Below are 23,828 nucleotides of genomic sequence, written 5' to 3'. Positions count from 1 at the left end.
CGTGCCGCCGATACGCTCAGTACACGTCCCGCATGTAGCGGCGCGCCTTCGCGAGCCGCGCGACGTAGTCGTTCGCGGCTTCGTCCGACATCCCGCCGTGCTCGGCCACGACCGCCTTCAGCGCGGTATCGACGTCCTTGGCCATCCGCGCGGCGTCGCCGCACACGTAGAAGTGCGCGCCCTCCTCCAGCCACTTGTACAGCTCGGCGCCCTGCTCGCGCATCCGGTCCTGCACGTAGATCTTGTCGGCCTGGTCGCGCGAGAACGCGAGATCGAGCCGCGTCAGGAAGCCGCTGTCGCGCATCGCTTCGAGCTCGTCGCCGTAGTAGAAGTCGGTCTGCGCATGCTGCTCGCCGAAAAACAGCCAGTTGCGTCCGCGCGCGCCGCGCGCCTGCCGCTCGTGCAGGAAGCCGCGGAACGGCGCGACGCCCGTGCCGGGCCCGACCATCACGACCGGCACGTCGCCGTTCACCGGCGGCCGGAAATGTGCGGACTTCTGCACGAACACCGGCACGCGCCCGTCGTCCGCGCGATCGGCGAGGAACGTCGACGCGACGCCTTTGCGCGCGCGCCGGCCGTTGTGATAGCGCACGGCCGACACCGTCAGGTGGATCTCGCCCGGGTGCGCGCTCGGGCTCGACGCGATCGAATACAGCCGCGGCTGCAGCCGCTTCAGCATCGCGACCAGCTCCGCGCCCGACAGCTCGACCGGAAACTCGTGCAACACGTCCGCAAGCTGTTGCCCCCACAACCATTGCTTCAGATCAGCCTTGCGATCGTCGCCGAGCAGCGCCTTCAGCGCGCCGTTCGCGCTGCGCGATGCAATGAACGCGAGCGTGTCGGGGTGCGGGCGCGTGATGTCGAAGTGGCGCGCCAGCGCGTCGCCCAGGCGCATGTCGCCGACGCCGTCGATCGACACCGGCGCGTCGGCCTTCAGCGCGGTGACCGACAGCAACTCGTCGACCAGCTCCGGGCAGTTGGTCGGCCACACGCCGAGCGCGTCGCCGGCCTCATATTCGAGGTTCGCTCCTTCGGTCGACAGCGACACGTAGCGCGTGTCCTTGGCTGCGCCCGGCCGGTTGAGCCGCAGGTTCGCGACGAGCTTCGACGGCGCCGGACGCGCCTTGGTCGGCAGCAGCCCCGACGCGCTCAATCCGGCGGACGGCACCGCGTGCAGCGCCGCATCCGCGTCCTTGATCCGGGCGACCACGCGTTCGAGCCACTGGTCCGCATCGCGCTGGAACTCGACGTCGCAATCGACGCGTGCGCACAAGCGCGCCGCGCCCAGCTCCGCGAGCCGTGCATCGAGCCGGCGGCCGTGGCCGCAGAACTGGTCGTAGTTGCGATCGCCGAACGCGAGCACCGCGAAGTGCACGCCGTCGAGGCGCGCCGCGCCGTCGGCCTGCAGCGCATCCCAGAACTCGCTGCCGTTGTCGGGCGCATCGCCGTCGCCGAACGTACTCGTCATCAGCAGCACGTATTGCGCGCCGGCCAGCGACGCGACCGGATAGTCGGACATGCATGCAGTGCGGATCTCGAAGCCCGCGTTCATCAGCTGCGTCGCGTAGTCCTCGGTCAGCGATTCGATGTTGCCCGTCTGCGACGCCCACAGCAGCACGACCTTCGGACGCGTGCGCACGATCCGCACGCCGCCGGGCGCGGCGGCGTCGGCCGGCAGCGCGGGCGCCGCACCGTCCGCCGGGTGGGCGGGCAGCGCGCGGCTGAACAGCCCCGCGAGCATCCCGTCGAGCCAGAACCGCACCGGCGGCGCGAGCGGCGCGCCGGCCGGCAGCACCGGCACGCCGCCTTCGCGCCGGCCGGCGCTCGCCTTCAGCCCGCTGACGAGGCCGGCCACGTACAGGCGTTCCGCCTCGGTGAGCGGCGGCGGCGCGAGATCGGCCACGCCGAGCGCCGCCGCGAAAGTGTCGAGGTCTGCCATGTCGGATTCCTGTGAAGCCGTGATCTGCACCGTCGCCGGCGCGGGCCGCGCATCGGCATCGGCCGCGGCGGCATCGGGCCGCGCCGTGTCGTCGTCGGCGGACGCGAACGCATCCGTGTCGACGCGCGTCAGCGCGACCGCGCAATATTTCAGTTCGGGTTGCTGCGATTCTGGATCGATCGCGTCGTTCGTCACCGCGTTGATGCACAGGTCGTCGCCGTACACGTCGTTCCAGTGCATCGGCGCGAAGCAGTTGCCGCGCTGCACGCGCTCGGTCACGACGGCCGGCAGCACCGCGCGGCCGCGCGCCGAACGGATCTCGACGCTGTCCTTCGTCGCGATGCCGAGCGCGCCCGCGTCGTCCGGATGCAGTTCGACGAACGGGCGCGGATTGAGCTTGTTCAGCATCGGCACCTTGCCCGTCTTCGTCATCGTGTGCCATTGATGCTGCAGCCGCCCGGTGTTCAGCACGATCGGGAACGTGTCGTCCGGCAGTTCGGCCGGCGCGACGTGCGGCCGCGCGAAGAAGCGCGCCTTGCCCGACGGCGTCGGGAACGCGATGCGCGGCGCGTCGTGCCCGCTGTCGGCCGCGCGCGGCGTCTGGCTCACGCCGTCGTTCAGGTAGCGGATCGGGTGCCGCTCGCGCGCGGTGCCCGGCGCGACCGGCCATTGCACCGGGCCGTCGCGCAGCGCCGCATGGCTCGCGCCGCGCAGGTCGTAGCCGGTCGCCGGATTCGAAAAGCGCACGATCTCGTCGAACACGTCGGCCGCCGACGCATAGTCGAACGCCTCGCCGAAGCCCATCGCACGCGCAACCTCCGCGACGATGCGCCAGTCCGGCAGCGCGTCGCCGGGCGGCGCAATCGCGGCGCGCATCAGCGTCATGTTGCGCTCGGAATTGACCATCACGCCGTCGCCCTCGGCCCACAGCGCGCCGGGCAGCAGGATGTCCGCGTAGCGGTTGGTCTCGGTGTCGAGGAACGCGTCCTGCGCGATCACCAGCTCCGCGGCCTGCAGCCCCGCGATCACGTTCTGCCGGTTCGGCACGGTCGCGACCGGATTCGTGCAGACGATCCAGCACGCCTTGATGTCGCCCGCCGCCATCCGCTCGAACAGGTCGACCGTGCCGTTGCCGGTTTCCTTGCGCAGCGTGCCGGCCGGCACGCGCCACAGGTTCTCGACGAAGCGCCGGTCGTCGTCGGACAGCACCGAGCGCTGGCCTGGCAGGCCGGCGCCCATGTAGCCCATCTCGCGGCCGCCCATCGCGTTTGGCTGGCCGGTCAGCGAGAACGGCCCGCTGCCCGGGCGGCAGATCGTGCCCGTCGCGAGATGCAGGTTGCAGATCGCGTTGGTGTTCCACACGCCGTGCGTGCTCTGGTTGAGCCCCATGGTCCAGCAGCTCATCCATTCCTGCGCGTCGCCGATCCATTGCGCGGCCGTGCGGATGTCGGCTTCGGCGAGCCCCGTGATTTCGGCGACGCGCTCAGGCGTGTAGTCGGCGAGGAACGCGGGCATCGCGTCCCAGCCTTCGGTGTACGCGTCGATGAACGCGGCATCGGTGCGGCCGTTCGCGTGCAGCAGGTGCAGCAGCCCGTTGGTCAGCGCGAGATCGGTGCCCGGCCGGATCTGCAGGAACAGGTCGGCCTTGTCGGCGGTGCCGGTGCGGCGCGGATCGACGACGATCAGCTTCGCGCCGGCCTTCACGCGATCCATCATCCGCAGGAACAGGATCGGGTGGCAGTCGGCCATGTTCGCGCCGATCACGAAGAACAGGTTCGCGCGATCGAAGTCCTGGTACGACCCGGGCGGGCCGTCCGCGCCGAGCGACTGCTTGTAGCCGGTGCTCGCGCTCGCCATGCAGAGGCGCGAGTTCGACTCGATGTTGTTGGTGCCGACGAAGCCCTTGGCGAGCTTGTTCACGAGGTATTGCGCCTCGATCGACATCTGCCCCGACACGTAGAACGACAGCGCATCGGGCCCGTGCGTGTCGAGCACCGCGCGCAGCCGCCGCGCGGTTTCGGCGATCGCGTCGCGGGCCGGCAGCGGCACCAGATCGTCCTCCCGCGCGCGCCGCACGAACGCGCGATCGAGCCGCCCGGAGCGGCGCAACGCGACGTGCGCGGACGAGCCCTTCGTGCACAGCCGCCCGAAGTTGGTCGGATGCTCGGAGTCGCCGGACACCTTGACGACCTCGCCATCCTCGACGTGCAGCACCATTCCGCAGCCGACGCCGCAGTACGGGCACACGCTCTTGACGGGGGTGGCGCTCATGCGTGCTCCGGCGCGCTCAGGCGGCAATCCACACGAACCCGTCCTCGACCCGCGACGGATACGCGCTCACCGACTTCTCGGGCGCTTCCAGGCATTCGCCGGTACGCAGGTCGAAATGCTGCTTGTACAGCGGCGACGCGACCACGACGCGCTCGCCGAGGCTGCCGATCAGCCCGCGCGACATCACGGCCGCCTGCGACACCGGATCGACGTTGTCGATCGCGAACACGCCGCCGGCTTCAGCATGCGCGACGTGAAACACCGCGACCTGCTCGCCGTTGACGAGCGCGCACACGCCGGTGTTCGGCACGATGTCGTCGAGCGGGCACACACGGGTCCAGGACAGGGGAAGACGATCGTTCATGATGGGCTCCTTGGAAAAGACGCGGGTGTCGGTAAAGGTCAAACGGTTGCCGATTCGGCTGCAGATTCAGTTGCCGATTCCGTGGCCGCTTCGGCGACGACCGGAATCCGCACGGGCCTGCCGCCCACGCGCTCGTCGGGCGTCGCGGGACGGATCTGGCCGCGCGTCTCGACGAAGGCGATGTTCGCGTCGGGCGCGTCGCTGTTCACGAAGTGGCGGAAGCGCTTGCGCGTTTCCGGATCGGTGACGGCCTTCTTCCATTCGCATTCGTAGGTGTCGACCACGTGCTGCATGTCGGCCTCGAGTTCGGCCGCGATGCCGAGCTTGTCGTGCACGACGACGTCGGTCAGGTAGTCGAGCCCGCCTTCGAGGTTGTCGCGCCACACGCTGGTGCGCTGCAGCCGGTCGGCGGTGCGCACGTAGAACATCAGGAAGCGGTCGATGTAGCGGATCAGCGTGGCACGGTCGAGGTCGGACGCGATCAGTTCCGCGTGGCGCGGCTTCATCCCGCCGTTGCCGCACACGTACAGGTTCCAGCCCTTCTCGGTCGCGATGATCCCGATGTCCTTGCCCTGCGCTTCCGCGCACTCGCGCGTGCAGCCCGACACGCCGAACTTGATCTTGTGCGGCGCGCGCAAGCCCTTGTAGCGGTTCTCGATGTCGATCGCGAGGCCGACCGAATCGTCGACGCCGTAGCGGCACCACGTCGAGCCGACGCACGACTTCACGGTGCGCACCGACTTGCCGTATGCATGGCCCGATTCGAAGCCGGCGGCGATCAGCTCTTCCCAGATCGACGGCAGCTGCTCGACGCGCGCGCCGAACAGGTCGACGCGCTGGCCGCCCGTGATCTTCGTGTAGAGGCCGTACTTGCGCGCGACCTGGCCGACCGCGATCAGCCCTTCCGGCGTCACCTCGCCGCCCGGCATGCGCGGCACGACCGAGTACGTACCGTCGCGCTGGATGTTCGCGAGGTAGTAGTCGTTCGAGTCCTGCAGCCCCGCATGCTCCTTCTTCAGCACGAACTCGTTGAAGCACGACGCGAGGATGCCCGCGACGGCCGGCTTGCACACGTCGCAGCCCAGGCCACGACCGTGCTTCGCGAGCAGCTCGTCGAACGTCGTGATGCGCTCGACGCGGATCAGGTGGAACAGCTCCTGGCGCGAATGCGGGAAGTGCTCGCACAGATGATTGTTGACCGCGAGGCCCTGCTTCTTCATCTCGGCCTTCATGATCTGCGTGACGAGCGGCACGCAGCCGCCGCACGACGTGCCCGCGCCCGTGCACGACTTCAGTGCGCCGAGGCTCGTCGCGCCGTCGCCCACCGCCGCGCAGATCTGCGACTTCGACACGTTGTTGCACGAGCAGATCTGCGCGCCTTCCGGCAGCGCATCCACGCCGATCGCGGGCTTCGCCGCGCCGTCCGATGACGGCAGGATCAGGAATTCCGGCGATTCGGGGAGCTCGATCCGGTTCAGCATCATCTGCAGCAGCGTGCCGTATTCGGCCGCGTCGCCGACCATCACCGCGCCGTGCAGGAACTTGCCGCAATCCGACACCACCAGCTTCTTGTAGACCTGGCGACGCTCGTCCGCGTACTGGTAGGTGCGGCTGCCGGCCGTCGTGCCGTGCGCGTCGCCGATGCTGGCGACGTCGACGCCCATCAGCTTGAGCTTCGTGCTCATGTCGGCACCGGCGAACGCGGCCGCGGCCGATTCGTCGGCGTCACCCGCGAGCTGCTTCGCGACCACGCGCGCCATGTCGTAGCCCGGCGCGACGAGGCCGTACACCATCCCGTTCCAGGCCGCGCATTCGCCGATCGCGTAGATGTCGGCGTCGCTCGTGCGGCACGCGTCGTCGATCGCGACGCCGCCGCGCGGGCCGATGTCCAGACCGCACGCGCGTGCCAGTTCGTCGCGCGCGCGGATGCCGGCCGAGAACACGATCATGTCGGCGTCGAGATGCGAGCCGTCGGCGAACGCCATCCGATGGGTACCTTCTTCACCGTCGACGATCTCGAGCGTGTTCTTGCCCGTATGCACGGTCACGCCGAGCGCCTCGATCTTCGCGCGCAGCATCCGGCCGCCGCCGTCGTCGACCTGCACGGCCATCAGCCGCGGCGCGAATTCGACGACGTGCGTCTCGAGCCCCATGTCGCGCAGCGCCTTCGCGCATTCGAGGCCGAGCAGCCCGCCGCCGATCACCACGCCACGCTTCGCGTGCGCGCCGCACGCCTGCATCGCCTCGAGATCCTCGATCGTCCGGTACACGAAGCAGCCCGCGCGGTCGCGGCCCGGCACCGGCGGCACGAACGGACGCGAGCCCGTCGCGAGCACCAGCTTGTCGTACGTGAGCGTCTCGCCCGACGCGAGCGTGACCGTGTGCGCGGCGCGGTCGATCGACGCGACGCACGCGTTCAGGCGCAGGTCGAACCGCGGATGGCGTTCGAAGAAGCCGGGCTCGACGAGCGACAGGTCGTCCGCCGACTTGCCCGCGAAGAATTCCGACAGGTGCACGCGGTCGTACGCCGGGCGCGGTTCCTCGCCGAGCACCGTGACCTGCAGCGCATCCGCCGTGCCGGCTTGCGCCGCGACGCATTCGAGGAGCTTGTGGCCGACCATCCCGTGGCCGATGACGATGAGTTTCATGATGGCGTTTCCCTCGGTCGATCAGTTCGCGGCTTGCGCGGCGGCCAGCGCGCGATCGCGCAGCTCGGCCTCGCGTGCCTTGTGTTCTTCGCTGAAGCGCACGGCCATCGCGCACAATGCGGTCGCGGTGACGGCGAGCCCGAGCAGGCTCAGCGTGTGCTGCACGTCGCCGACGCCCTTCAGCAGGAACGACGCGGCCACCGCGCCGACGTTGCCGCCCGCGCCGATGATCCCCGCGACGCCGCCGAGCGCCTTGCGGTCGATGAACGGCACGAGCGCATAGGTCGCGCCGCAGGCCATGTGCGTGAAGAGGCCGAAGGTCAGCATCGCGACGAGCGCCATGCCGATGCCTTGCGCATGCGAGAACCAGATCAGCCCGAGCCCTTCGCCGATGATCAGCGCGCACAGCAGCGCCGCGCGCACGTCGAGGCTGCGGCGCGTGGCGATCTTGTCCGACAGCCAGCCGCCGAGCGCGCGGGCGAACAGCGCGAGCATCCCGAACAGGCCGACCGCGAAGCCGGCATCCTTCAGCGACAGATGGAAGTGGTCGACGTAGTACAGCGCGGCGATGTTGTGGATGAACACCTCGACGCCGAAGCACGCGCCGTAGGTGACGAACAGCATCCACACGCGATAGTTGCCGCACGCCGCGAAGAAGCTCGCCCAGCCGCCCTTCTTGCCGCTGTCGACCGTCACGCCCTGCTTGCGCAGCGCGACGAAGTCGCCTTGCGGGCAGTCCTGCGTGAAGCGCCAGTACGCCCAGGCCATCACGAGCATCGCGACGCCCGGCACGACCAGCGCGATGCGCCACGACGCGCTGTCACCGAAGCCGAGGATCAGGCCGGCCGCGACGAGCAGCGGCATCATCGCCTGCGTCGCGCCCGCACCGGCGTTGCCCCAGCCGGCCGTCGTCGCGTTCGCGGTGCCGACCACGTTCGGCGCGAACATCACCGACGTGTGGTACTGCGTGATCACGAAGCCGGCGCCGATCGCGCCGATGCCCAGGCGGCAGATCAGGAACCACAGATAGTCGTGCGTGAACGACACCGCGAACACGGGAATCGCGCCGAGCACGAGCAGCCCGGCATACACGCGACGCGGGCCGAAGCGGTCGCACAGCGGGCCGACCAGCAGCCGCACGGCGATCGTCGCGGCCACCGCGGCGATGTTGATGTTCGCGACCTGCGCCGCGGTGAGGTGGAATTCGCGCGCGATCAGCGGCATCAGCGGCGCGCATGCGAACCATGCGAAGAAGCACACGAAGAACGCCATCCACGTCATGTGGAATGCGCGCATCGGCGCGGTGCGGAACGAGAAGAGATCGATACGGGTAGCTTTGTCGGTCATGTCATCCGCCAAACGAAAAACGGCGTCCTGCGCACCCGGTCTCGTCGAGAGACCCGATGCGTAGGACGCCGTTGCCCATGAAGAAGCCCGTTGCCGGGCGCGTTCAGTAATCGGTGCTGCGGACGAATCGCCGTTGATTCGCCCGGACCACCTAACGCAAGCGCCGTGCCATGTCGGCCCGAATCGCGCCGAAAGCCCCGCCGCACAACGCTCGCCGCCCGTCACTCCCGTCTTTGCGGCGCGCCGCGCGCGATTCGTTGGAATGCATCGAGGCACAGATGTGGTGCGCTGCAGCACTGTCGCCGTGCGACATCGCGGTGCGCGCGGACGGGGCCGTGATGCACGCCGATGTGTGATCGCGTGCGCCCTGACCCTTCGACCGCACGCGTGTGCGGCGCCGATGCAGCCATTGGGACGCGCATGCCGGCACGCGCGCCGTGTCGTTCGCGCAGGCTGGCCCGGATATTGCTGAATCGAATGCACACACCGGCAACGGAGCCGGTGGGCGGCCCCCCGCGATGCGGGCGCGCCGTCGCAGGCAGGTACAGCAGACCGGACAACGACGTCCCTCCCGTGCACGGCACGGCCGGATGCCGTGGTCGCTTCGACCGCCCGCCGCCGCCGCGCGCACCGATACGCTCTCGACCGCCGCACGCACGCGGTACAGGAACACGACATGACGACTGGCAAAGTCACGCTGCTGGGCGCCGGCCCCGGCGATCCCGATCTCCTCACGCTGAAGGCCGTGAAGGCGCTGGCGGCCGCCGACGTGCTGCTGCTCGACGCTCTCGTCGCGCCCGGCATCGTCGAACTCGCGCCGCACGCACGCGTGATCCGCGTCGGCAAGCGCGGCGGCTGCCGCTCCACGCCGCAGGCGTTCATCGAGAAACTGATGCGCCGCTACGCGCTGCGCGGCGCGCACGTCGTGCGCGTCAAGGGCGGCGACGCGCTGCTGTTCGGCCGCGCCGGCGAAGAACTCGCGACGCTGCGCGCCGCCGCGATTCCGGTGGACATCATCAACGGCATCTCGTCGGGATTCGCGGCCGCCGCGAGCCTCGGCATCTCGCTCACGCACCGCGAGCACTGCCAGGGCGTCACGTTCGTCACCGCGCACCGCCAGGATCACGGCGAGCCGAATTGGACGGCGCTCGCGGCCACCGGCACGACGCTCGCGATCTACATGGGGATGAGCCGCGTCGACAGCATCGCGGCCGGCCTGCTCGCCGCCTTGCCCGCGTCGACGCCGGCCGCCGCCGTGCAATGGGCCGGCACGCCGCACGAGCGCCGCTGGACCGGCACGCTCGGCGGCCTCGCACGCGGTGTGGCCGCAGCCGGGCTCGGCAGCCCGGCGGTGATCCTCGTCGGCGGCGCAATCGGCGAAGCGGCCGTGCAGCGCGTGCCGGATGCGGGCACCGCGATCGAGACGGCGTTCTCCCGTGCCGCGTAGCATGTTCGACGCCACGCGGCACCGGCCGCCCACCTATCATGAAAACAGCGGTGCCGATGGCGCCGGCCGCCGGACCGCCGCGTGCTGCGGCGGCCCGGTTTCCGCACGAGGCCGCCGCGCCCGATCCGCGCATCGCACCACGATTTCGCCGCCGCCGTTCGCCTCATGAGTACGCCTGTTCCTCCCCTCCGCCTGCGCGTGCTGCTCGTCACCGACACCGACAAGCCGATCGGCGAACTCGGTGACGCGCTCGCGCGCCTCGGCTACGAAATGCTGAACGACGTCGCGACGCCCGCGCGCCTGCCCGCCGCCGTCGAGGAGCAGCGCCCCGACGTCGTGATCATCGATACCGATTCGCCATCGCGCGACACGCTCGAGCAACTCGCCGTGATGCACGCCACGGCGCCGCGCCCCGTGCTGATGTTCAGCCACGATGCCGATCAGGACCTGATTCACGCGGCGGTCGGCGCGGGCGTCAGCGCGTATCTCGTCGAAGGGCTGTCGGCCGAGCGTCTCGCGCCGATCCTCGAAGTCGCGCTCGCGCGCTTCTCGCACGACGATGCGCTGCGTCGCCGGCTCGCCGACGTCGAGCGCGAACTCGCCGAGCGCAAGCTGATCGACCGCGCGAAGCGCCTGCTGATGGACCAGCGCAAGCTGTCCGAACAGGATGCGTATGCGTTCCTGCGCAAACGCGCGATGGATCAGGGGCTGCGCATCGTCGACGTCGCCCGGCAACTGTACGACGCGTCATCCCACTCTTGAATGCCATGACATCTTCGCCTCCCGCCGCGCCGGAACGCGCGCATCTTCGTCTGGGGTTCGTCGCGCTGAGCGACGCGGCCCCGCTGATCGTCGCGCAGCAGTTGAATCTCGGCGCACGCCATGGCCTGACGCTGGAACTGAGCCGCCAGCCGTCGTGGGCCACCGTGCGCGACAAGCTGCTGACCGGCGAGCTCGACGCCGCGCATGCGCTGTACGGGCTCGTGTGCGGGCTGCAGCTCGGCATCGGCGGCCCGCAGACCGACATGGCCGCGCTGATGGTGCTGAACCGCAACGGCCAGGCGATCACGTTCGCGCGCGGCCTCGCCGACGCGTATCGCGAAAGCGGCGACGTGCGCGCGGCGCTCGCGACGCTCGGCCGCAAGCCGCTGCTCGCGCAGACCTTCCCGACCGGCACGCATGCGATGTGGCTGAATCATTGGCTCGCGTCGCACGGCGTCGATCCGCTGCGCGACGTGCGCAGCGTCGTGATTCCGCCGCCCGAGATGGTCGCGGCGCTCGCGAGCGGCGAGCTCGACGGCTTCTGCGCAGGCGAGCCGTGGCACGCGGTGGCCGAGGCCTGCGGCGCGGGCCGGACCGTCGCCGTCACGAGCGAGATCTGGCCCGATCATCCGGAGAAGGTGCTCGCCGCGCGCCGCGAATTCGTCGCGCTGTATCCGGCCACGGCGCGCGCGCTGATCCGCACGCTCGTCGATGCGTGCGCGTGGCTGGACGATCCCGCGCACCGCCGCGAGGCGGCCGGCTGGCTCGCGTCGCCCGACGCGCTCGGCGTGCCGGCCCGGCTGATCGCGCCGCGCCTGCTCGGCGACTACGGCGCGGGGCCGTTCGCGCAGCCGCCGCTGCCGATCCGCTTCCACGACGGCGGCGCCGTGAACCGGCCGGATCCGCGCGACGGCCAGTGGTTCCTGTCGCAATACCGGCGCTGGGGCATGCTCGACGGCGAGCACGACGACGCGGGGATCGCCGCAGCGATCGCGCAGACGGCGTTGTATGATGCTGCGGTCGCCGAAGGCGGTTCAGCGGGCGAGTGATCCTTCCGATTCGCAGGATGCCGGCGCCATAGGGCCGCAGGGTCGACGCACCGCGCGACGCCGCGCGATGCGGGAGCGCCTGACGCGATGCGCCGAGCGGCACAGGCGCCGGCGCCGCCCGGACGCCGTGATATCCGCGCCGCCCCTTCCGTCCCCGTTCAGAATCGATGCCGAAACGAACGCGCACGCCGCTCGACGTGCTGCTCACTGAAATCCGCGCGTGCCGCGCCTGCGAAGCCGACCTGCCGCTCGGCCCGCGTCCGGTCGTGCGCGCCCATCGCGACGCACGCATCCTGATCGTCGGGCAGGCGCCCGGGGCCCGCGTCCATGCGAGCGGGATCCCGTGGGACGATGCGAGCGGCAAGCGGCTGCGCGACTGGCTGGGCGTCGACGCCGACACCTTCTACGACGAGACGCGCTTCGCGATCGTGCCGATGGGCTTCTGCTATCCGGGCCGCGGCGCGAGCGGCGACAACCCGCCGCGCCCCGAATGCGCGCCACTGTGGATCGACCGGCTGCTCGCCGAACTGCCGTCGATCCGGCTGACGCTGCTGATCGGCCAGTACGCGCAGCGGCATTTCCTGCGCGACACGCGCAAGGCGACGCTGACCGACACCGTGCAGGCGTGGCGCGACTACGGCCCCGACGTGCTGCCGCTGCCGCATCCGTCGCCGCGCAACCAGGCGTGGTTCAAGCATCATCCGTGGTTCGACGCCGAGGTCGTGCCCGAACTGCGCCGGCGCGTCGCGCCACTGGTGGCGGGCTGACGGCAGCCGCTCGCACCGCGCTTCCCATCGACATGAATCACCACGACATCGACTTTTCATGCACCGGCTGCGGCCGCTGCTGCCATGACCTGCGCATTCCGCTGACCGTCGCCGAGGCCGTTGCGTGGCTGCGGCGCGGCGGCCGCGTGGAACTGCTGTGCGACGCGATGCCATGGCCCGTCGAACCGGCCGCCGACGACGCGTTCGCCGCGTACAAGCGGGCACGTTCGTCGCCCGCGTTCAGCGGCACGTTGCCGATACGTGTCACCACCATCCTCACCGCATCCCATGCGGGGCCGTGCCCGAATCTGCGCGACGACCTGCGCTGCGGCATCTACGACGAACGCCCGCTGGTGTGCCGGATCTACCCGGCCGAGGTCAATCCGTTCGTGCCGCTGGTGCCGGACGGCAAGCAGTGCCCGCCCGACGCGTGGCAGCACGTGCCGCTCGCCCGCCACGGAACGATCGTCGATGTGCAAACGCACGAGAACATCGCGCGCTCGCGGGAAGCAAGGGCGGCGGAAGCGCCGCTGCGCGCGCGACTGTGCGCGGCGCTCGGCATCGATGCGGCGGCCGTCGCGAACGAAGGCTTCGCGATTCATGCGCCGCCCGCCGATACGCTGCTGTCCGAACTGAACGCGCTTGCCGATCCGTACACGGCGGCGGCGGCGATGGCCGACGATCGCGCGACTCCGGCGTGGACGCTGCTGACGAATCGCACCGCGACCGCCGACACGCTCCGCTCGGTCGGCGCGTCCAGCCGGCTCGCGAACGACGAGGCCGGCACGCGCTGCCGCTATCTCGGCTTTCATCCGGCAACGTAATTCGCCGTCGCCGCGCGGAGCGCCCCGCCATCCGACCAGCCCGCGCGGACCGACCGCCGGATTCCGGCCTCGCGCGGTTCGCTGTACCATCGCGGCTCAACCGCGTCACGAACAGCAGAATCCTTCATGCCCTCCACCGCCCCGCCGCGCCTGTACGGGATGCCCGAACGCAGCGACCGGCTCGATTTCTACATCCGCGACCAGGCGTCGCGCCAGGCGATCACCGAGCCGCACCGTCACGCGTATTTCCAGATCCAGTTCAACCTCGGCGGCGACACCGAACAGCGGATCGGCGGCGTCACGCGGCCATTTCCGCGCGGCGCGCTCGCGTTCGTGCTGCCGCACCGCGAGCACCTGATTCCGCATCCGGACGGCGCGCACTTCATCGTGATCAACTTCAGCCAGGCGTTCCTGCGCGCCGATCTCGACGTCGATCCGCTCGATCTCGAGGACGTTCCCGCGCACCGCTTTCCCGAGCTGACGCCGTTCCGCTTCCAGGAGCATCTCGACTTCATCCTGACCGGCGACGCGTTCGACGAGGCGCGCCGCCTCGCGCTCTGCATGCTCGACGCCGACCGCGTGCGCACCTTCGGCTCGACCACGCTGCTGCGCGGCTACCTGCTGCAGCTGATCGGGCTCGTGTGCACGCAGTACGCGGGCGCGCTCGACAAGCTCGCGCAGCGCGGCGCCCAGCGCGCGGGCCGACGCGACGCACTCGCGCGCGTGCTGCGCCACGTGCGCGCGAACCTGACCCGCGAGGACCTGACGCTCGCGGCCACCGCCGAGGCCGCGTTCCTGTCGCCGAACTACCTCGCACACCTCGTGCGCAAGGAAACCGGCAGCACCTTCACCGACCTCGTGACCGAGCGCCGGATCGCGCTCGCGCAATCGCTGCTCGCGCATACGAGCCGCCGCATCGCGGACATCGCGCGCTCGGTCGGCTTCCGCGACGAAGGGTATTTCGCGCGGCGCTTCCGCGCGCGGGTCGGCGTGTCGCCGAAGGCGTACCGGGACGCCAACGCCGCGTTGCCGGACGCCGACGCGGCGCCGGCGGCCGGCGACGCGTAGATTTGTCCGGTTAAAACGCAGTTGCGTCGCATCCGGGCGCGCATGCGTCGGGTATCGTTCCGTGCATGCCGGCCCGCGGCGCATTGCGCGGGCGGCGGCATCCGTCTTTTCATCGAACGAGGCCATCCGATGTCCGCATACGTCATCGACGCTTCCGAGCGTCCTTCCGTCGAAGTCGATCAGTCGTCCGCGCGCTTTCCGGTGCGCCGCGTATTCTGCGTCGGCCGCAACTACGCCGATCACGCGCGCGAAATGGGCGCCGATCCCGACCGCGAACCGCCGTTCTTCTTCATGAAGCCGGCCGACGCGATCGTCCCGGCCGGCGGCACCGTCCCGTATCCGCCGCTGACCAGCGACCTGCATCACGAAATCGAGCTGGTCGTCGCGATCGGCAAGGACGGCCGATCGATCGACCCGGCCGATGCGCTGTCGCACGTGTGGGGCTACGGCGTCGGCGTCGACCTCACGCGCCGCGACCTGCAGGCCGACGCAAAGAAACTGAGCCGGCCGTGGGACTGGGCGAAGGGCTTCGACGCGTCGGGCCCCGTGACCGCACTGCGCTCGGCGAGCGTCACCGGCCATCCGGCAAGCGGGCGGATCTGGCTCGCGGTGAACGGCGAAACGCGCCAGCAAGGCGATCTCGCCGACATGATCTGGGCCGTGCCGGACGTGATCGCGTATGTGTCGCGCTCGGTCGAGCTGAAGGCCGGCGACCTCATCTTCACCGGCACGCCGGCGGGCGTCGGCGCAATTCAGCCGGGCGATCGCGTGACGGGCGGCGTCGATGGGGTCGCGACGTTCGAGTTCGTGATGGGGGCGAAGCCGTAAGGGCTCGCGCCCGCATAAGGCAGGGCCGCAAGAGCAGCCTGCATCCCATGCTCGCCCTCGAATCGTCCGGGGGCGTTTTTGCATGCGCACACGGCGCACGCCCGCGCTCCCGTCAACGCCCTACCGCGCTCGCACCGACACGAACTTGCGCGCGTTCTCGCGCTGGATCAGCACCGCGATCACGCCGCCGCTCGCTTCGAGCGCCGGCACGTCTTCCGGCGTTTCGAGCAGCGTGTCGTTGAGTTCGAGCACGACGTCGCCCGGCCGGATGCCCGCGCGCGCGGCCGGCCCGTGCACCGCATCCACCATCATCCCGACCGCGAGCCCGGTCGAACGCCGTTCGGCATCGCTCAGCGGATGCATCGTCAGCCCGAGCCGATCGCCGCCATCGGCCGGCCGTGCGGCGGCCATCGCCACGCCGGCGGCGCCGGCCGTACCGACCGGGCCTGCGCTGCCCGTCGCGGGCGCGTTGTAGGTCGCGTTGTAAGTCGCGTTGTCGATTGCGTCACCGGCCGCCGCTCCCGTGACCGTCAGCCGCATCGGCGTGCGGTTGCGGATCAGCCGCAGCGGCACCTTGCCGCCAGGCGGCAACGCGGCAGCCAGGTCGTTCAACTCGGCAGCCTGGCCGATCGGCTTGTCGCCGAACTGCACGATCACGTCGCCGGGCTTCACGCCGGCCGCGGCGGCCGGCGAGCCGGGATCGACGCCGTTGACGAGCGCGCCCACCGGACGCGGCAGACCGAACGCGGCGGCCAACCCGGCGCCGACATCCTGTACGTCGACGCCCAGCGCGTTGCCCGACGACACGGACGACATGCGCTGCGCCTGCGCGTTGGTGCGCATCTGCGCCTGCGCTTGCGCACGCACCTTCATGGCGAACGCGATCGGGATCGCGAACGTCGTGCTCGCGTAGCGGTCGGCGCCGGTGTAGACCTGCACCGCGATGCCGATCACCTCGCCCGCGCGGTTGAACACCGGGCCGCCCGAGTTGTCGGGATTCACCGCGATGTCGGTCTGGAAGAACGGAAACGCGCTGCCGTCCGGCAGCGGATGCGCGGTCGCGCTGACGATGCCGGCCGTCACCGTATTACCGGAGCCGTCCGGCGCGCCGATCGTCATCACTGGTTCGCCGGCGCGCACCCGCGCCGAATCGCCGATGCGCACGAACGGCAGCTTCGTCGCGTCGACGCGCAGCACCGCGACGTCGCTCTGCGGATCGACGGCCAGCACGGTCGCCTTCAGGTCACGACGATCGGCCAGTCGCACCGTGACGTCGGTTGCGTCGGCGACGATATGCGCGGACGTCAGGATCAGCCCGTCGGGGCTGACGATGAAGCCCGAGCCGCTGCCCGCGATCGCGCGCGGCGACGTATCGGGCAACGGCGCCTGCGGGCCCTGCCCGGGCATGAGCGGAGGCGGAGGCGCAGGCGGCTGCGCGCCGCGGCGGAAGAACCCGGCGAGCGGATCGTCGGATTCGAGGATCGCGAAGGCCGGGCCGCCGGGCTGCTGGTCGGGCCCGGTGGTCATGATGGTCACGACCGCCGGGCCGTAGCGGTCGACAATCGCCGGAAAGTCGACCGGCATCGAGTAAGCGCGTGTGGCGGGCGTGGCGGGCCTGCTTTTCATGACAGGCGGTGGAGCGGGCGTCGCGACGGTCCCGGCACGGGTGGGCGGCGACGACAACAAAATGCCGGCGAATACACCCCCGATCAACGCGGTGCGAAGCACGGCGCGGGCAAGCGTCTGGCGAACCACGGTGCACCTCCCCCGGCAGTCGCGGCGACGTCTCGCGCGAGACACGCGGACGCCCGGCAGGCGCCGGTACACGCATCCATTTATAGTCCACACCGCGTCGGCCATATACGATTCGGAAACCCGCATGCCGGCGGTCGAATGGCGGCAAAACCGCCCCGGCGTTCGTTCCGGGCAAGTTTCGCGGTTCGTCAATCGGAATATTCACCACACATTGCATGCAGTACGCGCGGCCGCGGTAGATCCCGCACCACCGTCCCGCGCTACCACGCAAGCGCCAGAAAATTGCGCACCACCGCGGACGGATCATCGCGTCGCGACGCGATCGCGAGCCTCGCGCGCAAACCATCGCCCGCGACCGGCCGATACACGACGCCCGCGACCTGCACCTGCGTGATCGCCTTCGGCACGATCGACACGCCGAGCCCGGCCGCGACGAGCGTCACCGCCGACGTGATCTGCGGCGCGGGCTGCGCCATCCGCGGTTGAAACCCGGCGGCATTGCACGCGGCCACGATGTCGTCGAACAGCGCGCTGCCGGCTTCGCGCGGCACCTGCACGAACGCTTCGTCGGTCAGTTCCGCCAGATCGATCCGGCGCCGCTGCGCGAGCCGATGCGCTACCGGCAACGCGACGAACATCGCTTCCTCGTCCCAGTCCGCCGCCACCAACGTGTCGGCGATACGCCGCTCGGGGCGCACGATCGCGACATCGAGCCGCCCGGCCTCCAGCGCCTCGAGCAGCACGCCGGAAGTCGCCTCCTGCAACGTCAGCTCGGCGTCCGGAAACGCTTCGCGAAAGCGGCGAATCAGGTCGGCCACTTTCGAATTGAAAGCGGCCGTGCCGGTGAAACCCACGCGAAGCTGCCCGATTTCCCCCCGCGCGGCCCGTTTTGCCGCCCGCGCCGCGCGCTCGGCATCGTCGAGCACGCGCCGCGCCTCTTCCGCGAACACCTCGCCGGCGACGGTGAGTTCAGCGCCGCGTGCGGTCCGCTTGAACAGTTCCACGCCGAGTTCGCTCTCGAGCGCCTTGATCTGCTGGCTCAGCGGCGGCTGCCCCATGCCGAGCGTTTCAGCGGCCTTCGTGAAGTTCGACGTGGCGGCCACGGCCAGAAAGTATCGGAGATGCCGAAGTTCCATGTGCGAGGTGATCCCGGGGTGGAGGGAAGCGCGACGTGCGCGTCCAGGTCAGTCGTAAAACGTATCGCTACGGTTTCTTTCATATATTGGACATATGTGTGAGCGTGCGCAAGAATTCGAGATATTCCCTGGACAATCAGGTGCAAACCATGTCTTCCCCTGCGATTCCGCCTGCCGCGACCCGCATCCCGAATGTCACGCCCGATGCGCTGCCCGCGGGCGTGTCGCCGCGCTCCGCGGCCTACAAGCGCATCGCGCTGGCGCTGTTCCTGGCCGGCTTTTCCACCTTCTCGCTGCTGTACTGCGTGCAGCCGTTGCTGCCCGCGTTCGCGCGCGAATTCCATATCGGCGCGGCATCGAGCTCGCTGTCGTTGTCGCTGTCGACCGGGCTGCTGGCGGTCTCGATCCTGTGCGCCGGCGCGCTGTCCGAACGCGTCGGGCGACGCGGGCTGATGTTCGCGTCGATGACGCTTGCCGCGCTGTTCAACGTGCTGGCGGCGATTTCGCCGAACTGGAACCTGCTGCTGATCTGGCGCGCGCTCGAGGGCTTCGCGCTCGGCGGCGTCCCGGCCGTGGCGATGGCCTATCTTGCCGAGGAAATCGCGCCCGACGGGCTCGGGCTGTCGATGGGGCTCTATGTCGGGGGCACCGCGTTCGGCGGCATGATCGGGCGGATCGGGATGAGCGCGCTCGAAGAATATTTCTCGTGGCGCACCGCGATGCTGACGATCGGCGTGGTCGACCTCGTCGCGGCGATCGCGTTCGTGATGCTGCTGCCGCAATCGCGGCGCTTCGTGAAGCGAACCGACCTGACGCTGCGCCATCACTTGCGGCTATGGAACGCGCAACTCCATCACGCGCGGCTTCCGCTCGTGTTCGCGATCGGCTTCCTCGTGATGGGCTCGTTCGTGACGGTGTACAACTACGCCGGGTTCCGGCTGACGGCCGCGCCGTTCAACCTGAGCGCGACCGCGTGCGGGCTGATCTTCGGCGCCTATCTGTTCGGGATGGTGTCGTCGTCGAGCGCGGGCGCCCTCGCCGATCGCCTTGGGCGCGCGCCCGTCCTCGTCAGCGGCATTCTCGTGTTCGCGGCCGGCCTCGCGCTGACGCTGTCGCATTCGCTCGTCGCGATCATCGTCGGGATCGTGCTGATCACGATCGGCTTCTTCGTCGCCCATGCGGTCGCGAGCGGCTGGGTCGGGCACCTTGCCGGATCGGCGAAGGGGCACGCCGCGTCGCTGTACCTGCTGGCCTATTACCTCGGGTCGAGCGTACTGGGCTCGGCCGGCGGCACGGTCTGGCAGCACGGCGCGTGGGGCGCGGTGGTCGCGTATGTCGCGGTGTTGCTCGCATTGAGCCTGGTGGCCGCGCGCCGGATCATTCGCGCAGAACGCGTGCGGTAAGCGGCGTCACGTCACGCGCGGGCCTGCACACCGCCCGCGGGCCGCTTGCGGCTCAACTCCGCGATCTGCCGTTCGGCAATCCGCACCCTGTCGCGATCGCGACCGAGGCGATCGCCGACTACAAGGAACGCGTGTCGCTGCCCTGCTTCCAGTGGCATCACGCGGCCGTGGTGCCGGCCGACCACCCGCTGCTCGCGCCGCAGTCGTTCAATCCCCCGCGACCCGATGCGCGATCGCCGACAAGGTCCTCAGCATCGGCGCGAACGCATCGGCCGACGTATTGCCGAACCCGAGCACGAGCCCGTTGGCCGCCGACGTCGCGTGGAGCGAAAACCCCGACAGCGGAAACGGCCCGATCCCATGCTCGCGCGCCGCTTCGACGATCGCGCGGTCGCGATAGCGCGCCGGCAGCCGCAGCGCCAGATGCAGCCCGCACGGCCCGCCCTCGACCTGATGCGGCGCGGTGAACGCGTCGTCCAGCGCGGCGAGCAGCGCGCGCCGACGGTCGCGATACAGCCGGCGCATCCGCCCGAGATGCCGCCCGTACTCCCCCGACTCGATGAAATCGGCGAGCGCGAGCTGCACCTGGCGCGTGCCGCCGCGCAGCATCTCCGGCAGCGCCGGCCGCACCGCCGCCAGCAGCGCGTCGGGCAGCACGAGAAAACCGATCCGCAGCGCCGGAAACATCGTCTTGCTGAACGAGCCGAGATAGACGACCGGCGAATCGGCCGCGAGCCCCTGCAACGCGCCGATCGGCTCGCCCGTGTGACGGAACTCGCTGTCGTAGTCGTCCTCGATGATCCACGCGCGATGCCGGCGCGCGGCGTCGATCAGCGCGAGCCGGCGCGAGATCGACAGCACCGCGCCGGTCGGAAACTGGTTCGACGGCGTCGTGTAGACGAGCCGCGGCGTCCGTTCGCGCCAGTCCGCGTCTTCCGCGCGCAGCCCCTCCGCGTCGACCGGCATCGGCACGACATCGAGATCGGCCGCCTGCATCGCGGTGCGCGCGCCGCGATAGCCGGGCTCCTCGACCCAGACGGTATCGCCGGGATTCGTCAGCAACTGCGCGCACAGCGCGATCGCGCCCTGTGCGCCTTCGGTGATCACGATCTGCTCGGGATCGCAGCGCACGCCGCGCGTCACGGCCAGATGGCGCGCGATCGACTCGCGCAGCGCGCGCTCGCCGAGCGGGTCGCCGTACGCGAGCAGGTCGCGGCCGGCGCGGCGCAGCGCGCGGTCGATCGCGTGCCGCCACGCATCGATCGGGAAATGCGACAGCGCGGGCACGCCCGGCAGAAAGGCGTCCGACTCGCCGGTGCCGATCAGGCTCGGACGCATCCGGCCGAGCCGCTGCGCGACGACCGGCGGCGCGGCCCGCCGGCGCGGCGCCGCCGGCCGCGACAGGCCCACCACGCGCGTGCCGCGACGATCGGATTGCAGGAAGCCCTCGGCGACGAGCTGCTCGTAGACGGCCGCCGTCGTGTTGCGCGACACGCCGAGCGTCTCGGCCAGCGCGCGCGTGCCGGGCAGCCGCGTGCCGGCCGGCATCGCGCCGCCGAGAATCGCGTCGCGCACGCGTCGCAGCAATTGCCGCTGCAACGAAGGCGCACCGGCCGTGCGCGCGAGCGGCGCGTCGAGCGGCATTACCGGCGCGGTGCCGGAAGGAAGGGTTGTCGTCATCAGCGTATGGCGGCGTGGAGGTTTCGGGGCATGGCGCAGCGATCGGTGGCGCTATCACGGCGCCGTCGCTGGCACCAACGTGGCGCCCCCGTGGCACCATAAATCAGCGTATGGCGGCGGGGAGGTTTCGGGGCATGGCGGGGCGATCGGTGGCGCAATCCCGGAGCCGTCGCGCGCACCAACGTGGCGCCCCGTGGCGCCATAAATCAGCGTATGGCGGCGGGGAGGTCGCGATGCATGGCGCGTCGATCGCGGCGCAATCACGGCACCGTAGCGGACACCGACATGGCGCCACTGCGGCACCCCGTGGCACCATAAATTCACCGTCGCCTGGCGCTTCTCATGGTACCTCGCCGGGACTACGATCGTCTGCATGCCGGCATGTCGCCGGCCGCCAACCGAAGCGAGATCGACCTTGTCCACGCTCACCAACGACTTTCAGCAGCCGATCGGCCGCCCCGTTCCCGACTGGTCCGCGCGCCCGCGCCCGGAGCGCATCGTGCTCGAGGGCCGCTACTGCCGCCTCGAACCGCTCGATGCCGACCGCCATGCCGCCGACCTGTACGCCGCATACGCGCAGGCGCCCGACGGCGCCGACTGGACCTATCTCGCGCACGGTCCGTACGCCGACGAGTCGAGCTACCGCGACTACGCGCGCGGCGCGGCGGCGAGCGCCGATCCGCTGCATTACACGGTGATCGACCGCGCGACGAACCGCGCGGTCGGCACGCTCGCGCTGATGCGCATCGACCCGGCCAACGGCGTGATCGAGGTCGGCTCCGTCACGTTCTCGCCGCTGCTCAAGCGCACGCCGATTTCGACCGAAGCGCAGTACCTGCTGATGAAGTATGCGTTCGACACGCTCGGCTACCGGCGCTACGAATGGAAGTGCGACGACCTGAACGCGCCGTCGCGCAAGGCCGCCGCCCGGCTCGGCTTCCGTTACGAAGGCACGTTCCGGCAGGCGATCATCTACAAGGGACGCAATCGCGACACCGCCTGGTTCTCGATCGTCGACGGCGAATGGCCGGCCGTGCGCGCCGCGTTCGAAGCCTGGCTCGCGCCGGAGAACTTCGACGCCGGGGGCGCGCAGCGCGAGTCGCTCGTCGCGATCCGCCACGCGCAGGCGCGTGCCCGCGACGCGGCCGGCCGTGCGAACGACGCGACGCGCGTCACGGTCCGGCCGCTCGTCGCCGCCGACGAAGCCGCGTGGCGCCCGCTGTGGCAGGGTTATCAGAAGTTCTATGACACCGCGCTGAGCGACGCCGTGTTCGCGACGACGTGGGCGCGCCTGATGGATCCCGCCGAACCGATGTTCGTGCTCGGCGCATTCGACGCGTCGGGTGCGTTGATCGGTATCGTGCACGCGATCTACCACCGCTCGTGCTGGACCGAAGGGCCGTACTGCTACCTGCAGGACCTGTTCACGGCGGCCGACGCGCGCGGGCAAGGCGCCGGCGGCGCGCTGATCGAGGCCGTGTACGAGCGGGCTCGCGAAGCCGGTGCGAGCCGCGTGTACTGGCTCACGCACGAAACCAATACGGTCGCCCGCGCGCTGTACGACAAGCTCGCGAACAACGCGGGGTTCATCCAGTACCGGAAGGATCTCAAGTAACGCGCATGTGCAGCCGGCTGCGTTCAGCCGAGGACGTCGACCGGGTCCGCCGCCTCGCCGCAGGCCGGCGCAACGTGACGCACGATGCCGGCTGCGTCCGGCACCGACGCGGGGTGGATCATCTCGTCGCCGTTGACGGGCACCGGCCGCCGCACCGGCCGGTACACCGGCTCGCCCGGCTCGATCGGCTGCCCCGAGATCGCGCAGCGGCCCGGCTGCGATGCGGCGTGCAAGCGCCAGCGCTGCTCGCCGTAATGACAGCGCCCGCTTTCGCTCCAGCGCACCAGCAAGCCGTTGTCGCCGGCCTCCAGGACCGTGACGAACAGTTGTGGCCGCAACGGTGAAACACCGGGCGCGACAGGCTCCGGCACCGATGCGCGATCGTCGCTCGCCGACGGCATGACGTCCCGCTCGTCGGCTACCAGCATGTGATACGACACGTATTCGCAGATCAGGCTTTCGATGAAGTTCGGCATGCTTGACGACATTCCGTTGAAATTGACACGGGCCGCGCACCGCGCGCGATCGGGCTGCCGCAGATGATACAAATTGAAGTTAACTTCAAGTAAAGCGGAATGTGCGCAACGATGCGTTTCGCTGATCGGCACAATGGGTTGGCATAACGAGATGCGAGGGCGCCCGCCGCCCAGCCATCCGTCTCGCGTTTCGTCTCAAACGGCTGAGACGAATGTCCCGGCGTCTCACGCGAACCCGCCATCGCAATTGCAGCAAATTCCGCGAGCAATTCACTCGACATCGCCGGATGCCAACGCAAGACATACCTGCTGCACCGCACACCCTCTCCCCGCCCCGCTCGCCACCCGAGCGCCGATTCAAGCTGGCCCCGTTCCTGCATATCGATCGCTCGCGCAATCGCGCGACGGACGCACCGGCTGCTTGCCGCGCGTCCGACGACAACCTGACG

At 70.1% G+C, this 23,828-nt stretch carries 17 protein-coding genes and 1 pseudogene; 10 read left to right on the top strand and 8 right to left on the bottom strand.

Annotated features, from left to right (window positions below; all coding sequences use genetic code 11):
• Nucleotides 1–16: 16 nt before the first annotated feature.
• Genes ABIC50_RS19845 through ABIC50_RS19830 form a run of 4 tightly spaced genes read right to left on the bottom strand, consistent with a single transcriptional unit; the run spans nt 17 to nt 8,569 of the window.
• Nucleotides 17–4,210, bottom strand: coding sequence for a bifunctional nitrate reductase/sulfite reductase flavoprotein subunit alpha (locus ABIC50_RS19845; protein ID WP_354166354.1), 4,194 nt, complete (start codon nt 4,208–4,210; stop codon nt 17–19).
• Nucleotides 4,211–4,226: 16 nt separating this feature from the next.
• Complete coding sequence (gene nirD / locus ABIC50_RS19840) at nt 4,227–4,574, bottom strand: nitrite reductase small subunit NirD (protein ID WP_006761456.1); 348 nt, start codon at nt 4,572–4,574, stop codon at nt 4,227–4,229.
• Between the two features lie 38 nt (nt 4,575–4,612).
• Nucleotides 4,613–7,222 (bottom strand): nitrite reductase large subunit NirB, encoded by a 2,610-nt coding sequence (gene nirB / locus ABIC50_RS19835; protein WP_354166352.1) that lies wholly within the window; start codon nt 7,220–7,222, stop codon nt 4,613–4,615.
• Nucleotides 7,223–7,243: 21 nt separating this feature from the next.
• Nucleotides 7,244–8,569 (bottom strand): MFS transporter, encoded by a 1,326-nt coding sequence (locus tag ABIC50_RS19830; protein ID WP_165753191.1) that lies wholly within the window; start codon nt 8,567–8,569, stop codon nt 7,244–7,246.
• 676 nt (nt 8,570–9,245) lie between these two features.
• On the opposite strand from ABIC50_RS19830, the gene cobA reads away from it, so the two are divergent.
• The 7 genes from cobA to ABIC50_RS19795 all read left to right on the top strand — a co-directional run bounded on the left by cobA (nt 9,246) and on the right by ABIC50_RS19795 (nt 15,314).
• On the top strand, nt 9,246–10,016 hold the full coding sequence (gene cobA, locus ABIC50_RS19825; protein ID WP_354166350.1) for a uroporphyrinogen-III C-methyltransferase: 771 nt from the start codon (nt 9,246–9,248) through the stop codon (nt 10,014–10,016).
• A gap of 165 nt (nt 10,017–10,181) precedes the next feature.
• The gene (locus tag ABIC50_RS19820; protein ID WP_354166347.1) at nt 10,182–10,778 is read left to right on the top strand and encodes an ANTAR domain-containing response regulator; all 597 of its coding nucleotides are present in this window, start codon (nt 10,182–10,184) and stop codon (nt 10,776–10,778) included.
• A gap of 5 nt (nt 10,779–10,783) precedes the next feature.
• Complete coding sequence (locus tag ABIC50_RS19815; RefSeq protein WP_011658942.1) at nt 10,784–11,827, top strand: CmpA/NrtA family ABC transporter substrate-binding protein; 1,044 nt, start codon at nt 10,784–10,786, stop codon at nt 11,825–11,827.
• A 167-nt stretch (nt 11,828–11,994) separates the two neighbouring features.
• Complete coding sequence (locus ABIC50_RS19810) at nt 11,995–12,594, top strand: uracil-DNA glycosylase family protein (RefSeq protein WP_011658943.1); 600 nt, start codon at nt 11,995–11,997, stop codon at nt 12,592–12,594.
• 32 nt (nt 12,595–12,626) lie between these two features.
• Nucleotides 12,627–13,418: a YkgJ family cysteine cluster protein gene (locus ABIC50_RS19805; RefSeq protein WP_354166345.1), complete on the top strand. Its 792-nt coding sequence runs from the start codon at nt 12,627–12,629 to the stop codon at nt 13,416–13,418.
• A 126-nt stretch (nt 13,419–13,544) separates the two neighbouring features.
• Nucleotides 13,545–14,486 (top strand): helix-turn-helix transcriptional regulator, encoded by a 942-nt coding sequence (locus ABIC50_RS19800; protein ID WP_126225501.1) that lies wholly within the window; start codon nt 13,545–13,547, stop codon nt 14,484–14,486.
• A gap of 129 nt (nt 14,487–14,615) precedes the next feature.
• Complete coding sequence (locus tag ABIC50_RS19795) at nt 14,616–15,314, top strand: fumarylacetoacetate hydrolase family protein (RefSeq protein WP_354166343.1); 699 nt, start codon at nt 14,616–14,618, stop codon at nt 15,312–15,314.
• 120 nt (nt 15,315–15,434) lie between these two features.
• Here the strand turns inward: ABIC50_RS19795 and ABIC50_RS19790 are convergent, their stop codons facing one another.
• Together ABIC50_RS19790 and ABIC50_RS19785 are read right to left on the bottom strand one after the other, a co-directional pair.
• Nucleotides 15,435–17,069 carry a trypsin-like peptidase domain-containing protein gene (locus ABIC50_RS19790; protein ID WP_354166514.1) on the bottom strand — a complete coding sequence of 545 codons (1,635 nt, stop codon included), beginning with the start codon at nt 17,067–17,069 and terminating at the stop codon, nt 15,435–15,437.
• A gap of 260 nt (nt 17,070–17,329) precedes the next feature.
• Nucleotides 17,330–18,205, bottom strand: a complete 876-nt coding sequence (locus ABIC50_RS19785; RefSeq protein ID WP_175667571.1) for a LysR family transcriptional regulator — start codon at nt 18,203–18,205, stop codon at nt 17,330–17,332.
• Nucleotides 18,206–18,354: 149 nt separating this feature from the next.
• On the opposite strand from ABIC50_RS19785, the gene ABIC50_RS19780 reads away from it, so the two are divergent.
• Together ABIC50_RS19780 and ABIC50_RS19775 are read left to right on the top strand one after the other, a co-directional pair.
• On the top strand, nt 18,355–19,608 hold the full coding sequence (locus ABIC50_RS19780; RefSeq protein ID WP_354166340.1) for an MFS transporter: 1,254 nt from the start codon (nt 18,355–18,357) through the stop codon (nt 19,606–19,608).
• An 89-nt stretch (nt 19,609–19,697) separates the two neighbouring features.
• Nucleotides 19,698–19,802, top strand: a pseudogene (locus ABIC50_RS19775) (transcriptional regulator); the annotation flags it as partial.
• Between the two features lie 13 nt (nt 19,803–19,815).
• Here ABIC50_RS19775 and pdxR read toward each other — a convergent pair.
• Nucleotides 19,816–21,288 (bottom strand): MocR-like pyridoxine biosynthesis transcription factor PdxR, encoded by a 1,473-nt coding sequence (gene pdxR / locus ABIC50_RS19770; RefSeq protein WP_354166338.1) that lies wholly within the window; start codon nt 21,286–21,288, stop codon nt 19,816–19,818.
• A 415-nt stretch (nt 21,289–21,703) separates the two neighbouring features.
• On the opposite strand from pdxR, the gene ABIC50_RS19765 reads away from it, so the two are divergent.
• A complete protein-coding gene (locus ABIC50_RS19765) occupies nt 21,704–22,903 on the top strand; it encodes a GNAT family N-acetyltransferase (RefSeq protein ID WP_354166336.1) in 1,200 nt (399 codons plus the stop codon).
• Between the two features lie 23 nt (nt 22,904–22,926).
• On the opposite strand, the gene ABIC50_RS19760 is transcribed toward ABIC50_RS19765, so the two are convergent.
• Complete coding sequence (locus ABIC50_RS19760; protein ID WP_354166334.1) at nt 22,927–23,379, bottom strand: DUF3331 domain-containing protein; 453 nt, start codon at nt 23,377–23,379, stop codon at nt 22,927–22,929.
• Nucleotides 23,380–23,828: the final 449 nt, after the last annotated feature.

Source organism: Burkholderia sp. 567, assembly GCF_040545115.1.
Taxonomy (GTDB): Bacteria; Pseudomonadota; Gammaproteobacteria; order Burkholderiales; family Burkholderiaceae; genus Burkholderia; species Burkholderia ambifaria.
This window is presented reverse-complemented; position numbering and strand designations above follow the sequence as displayed.

Excerpts from the sequence above, each read along its gene's own strand:
- ABIC50_RS19845 (WP_354166354.1), bottom strand. The coding sequence starts at position 4,210 with ATGAGCGCCACCCCCGTCAAGAGCGTGTGCCCGTACTGCGGCGTCGGC.
- nirD (WP_006761456.1), bottom strand. The coding sequence starts at position 4,574 with ATGAACGATCGTCTTCCCCTGTCCTGGACCCGTGTGTGCCCGCTCGAC.
- nirB (WP_354166352.1), bottom strand. The coding sequence starts at position 7,222 with ATGAAACTCATCGTCATCGGCCACGGGATGGTCGGCCACAAGCTCCTC.
- ABIC50_RS19830 (WP_165753191.1), bottom strand. The coding sequence starts at position 8,569 with ATGACCGACAAAGCTACCCGTATCGATCTCTTCTCGTTCCGCACCGCG.
- cobA (WP_354166350.1), top strand. The coding sequence starts at position 9,246 with ATGACGACTGGCAAAGTCACGCTGCTGGGCGCCGGCCCCGGCGATCCC.
- ABIC50_RS19820 (WP_354166347.1), top strand. The coding sequence starts at position 10,182 with ATGAGTACGCCTGTTCCTCCCCTCCGCCTGCGCGTGCTGCTCGTCACC.
- ABIC50_RS19815 (WP_011658942.1), top strand. The coding sequence starts at position 10,784 with ATGACATCTTCGCCTCCCGCCGCGCCGGAACGCGCGCATCTTCGTCTG.
- ABIC50_RS19810 (WP_011658943.1), top strand. The coding sequence starts at position 11,995 with ATGCCGAAACGAACGCGCACGCCGCTCGACGTGCTGCTCACTGAAATC.
- ABIC50_RS19805 (WP_354166345.1), top strand. The coding sequence starts at position 12,627 with ATGAATCACCACGACATCGACTTTTCATGCACCGGCTGCGGCCGCTGC.
- ABIC50_RS19800 (WP_126225501.1), top strand. The coding sequence starts at position 13,545 with ATGCCCTCCACCGCCCCGCCGCGCCTGTACGGGATGCCCGAACGCAGC.
- ABIC50_RS19795 (WP_354166343.1), top strand. The coding sequence starts at position 14,616 with ATGTCCGCATACGTCATCGACGCTTCCGAGCGTCCTTCCGTCGAAGTC.
- ABIC50_RS19785 (WP_175667571.1), bottom strand. The coding sequence starts at position 18,205 with ATGGAACTTCGGCATCTCCGATACTTTCTGGCCGTGGCCGCCACGTCG.
- ABIC50_RS19780 (WP_354166340.1), top strand. The coding sequence starts at position 18,355 with ATGTCTTCCCCTGCGATTCCGCCTGCCGCGACCCGCATCCCGAATGTC.
- pdxR (WP_354166338.1), bottom strand. The coding sequence starts at position 21,288 with ATGACGACAACCCTTCCTTCCGGCACCGCGCCGGTAATGCCGCTCGAC.
- ABIC50_RS19760 (WP_354166334.1), bottom strand. The coding sequence starts at position 23,379 with ATGCCGAACTTCATCGAAAGCCTGATCTGCGAATACGTGTCGTATCAC.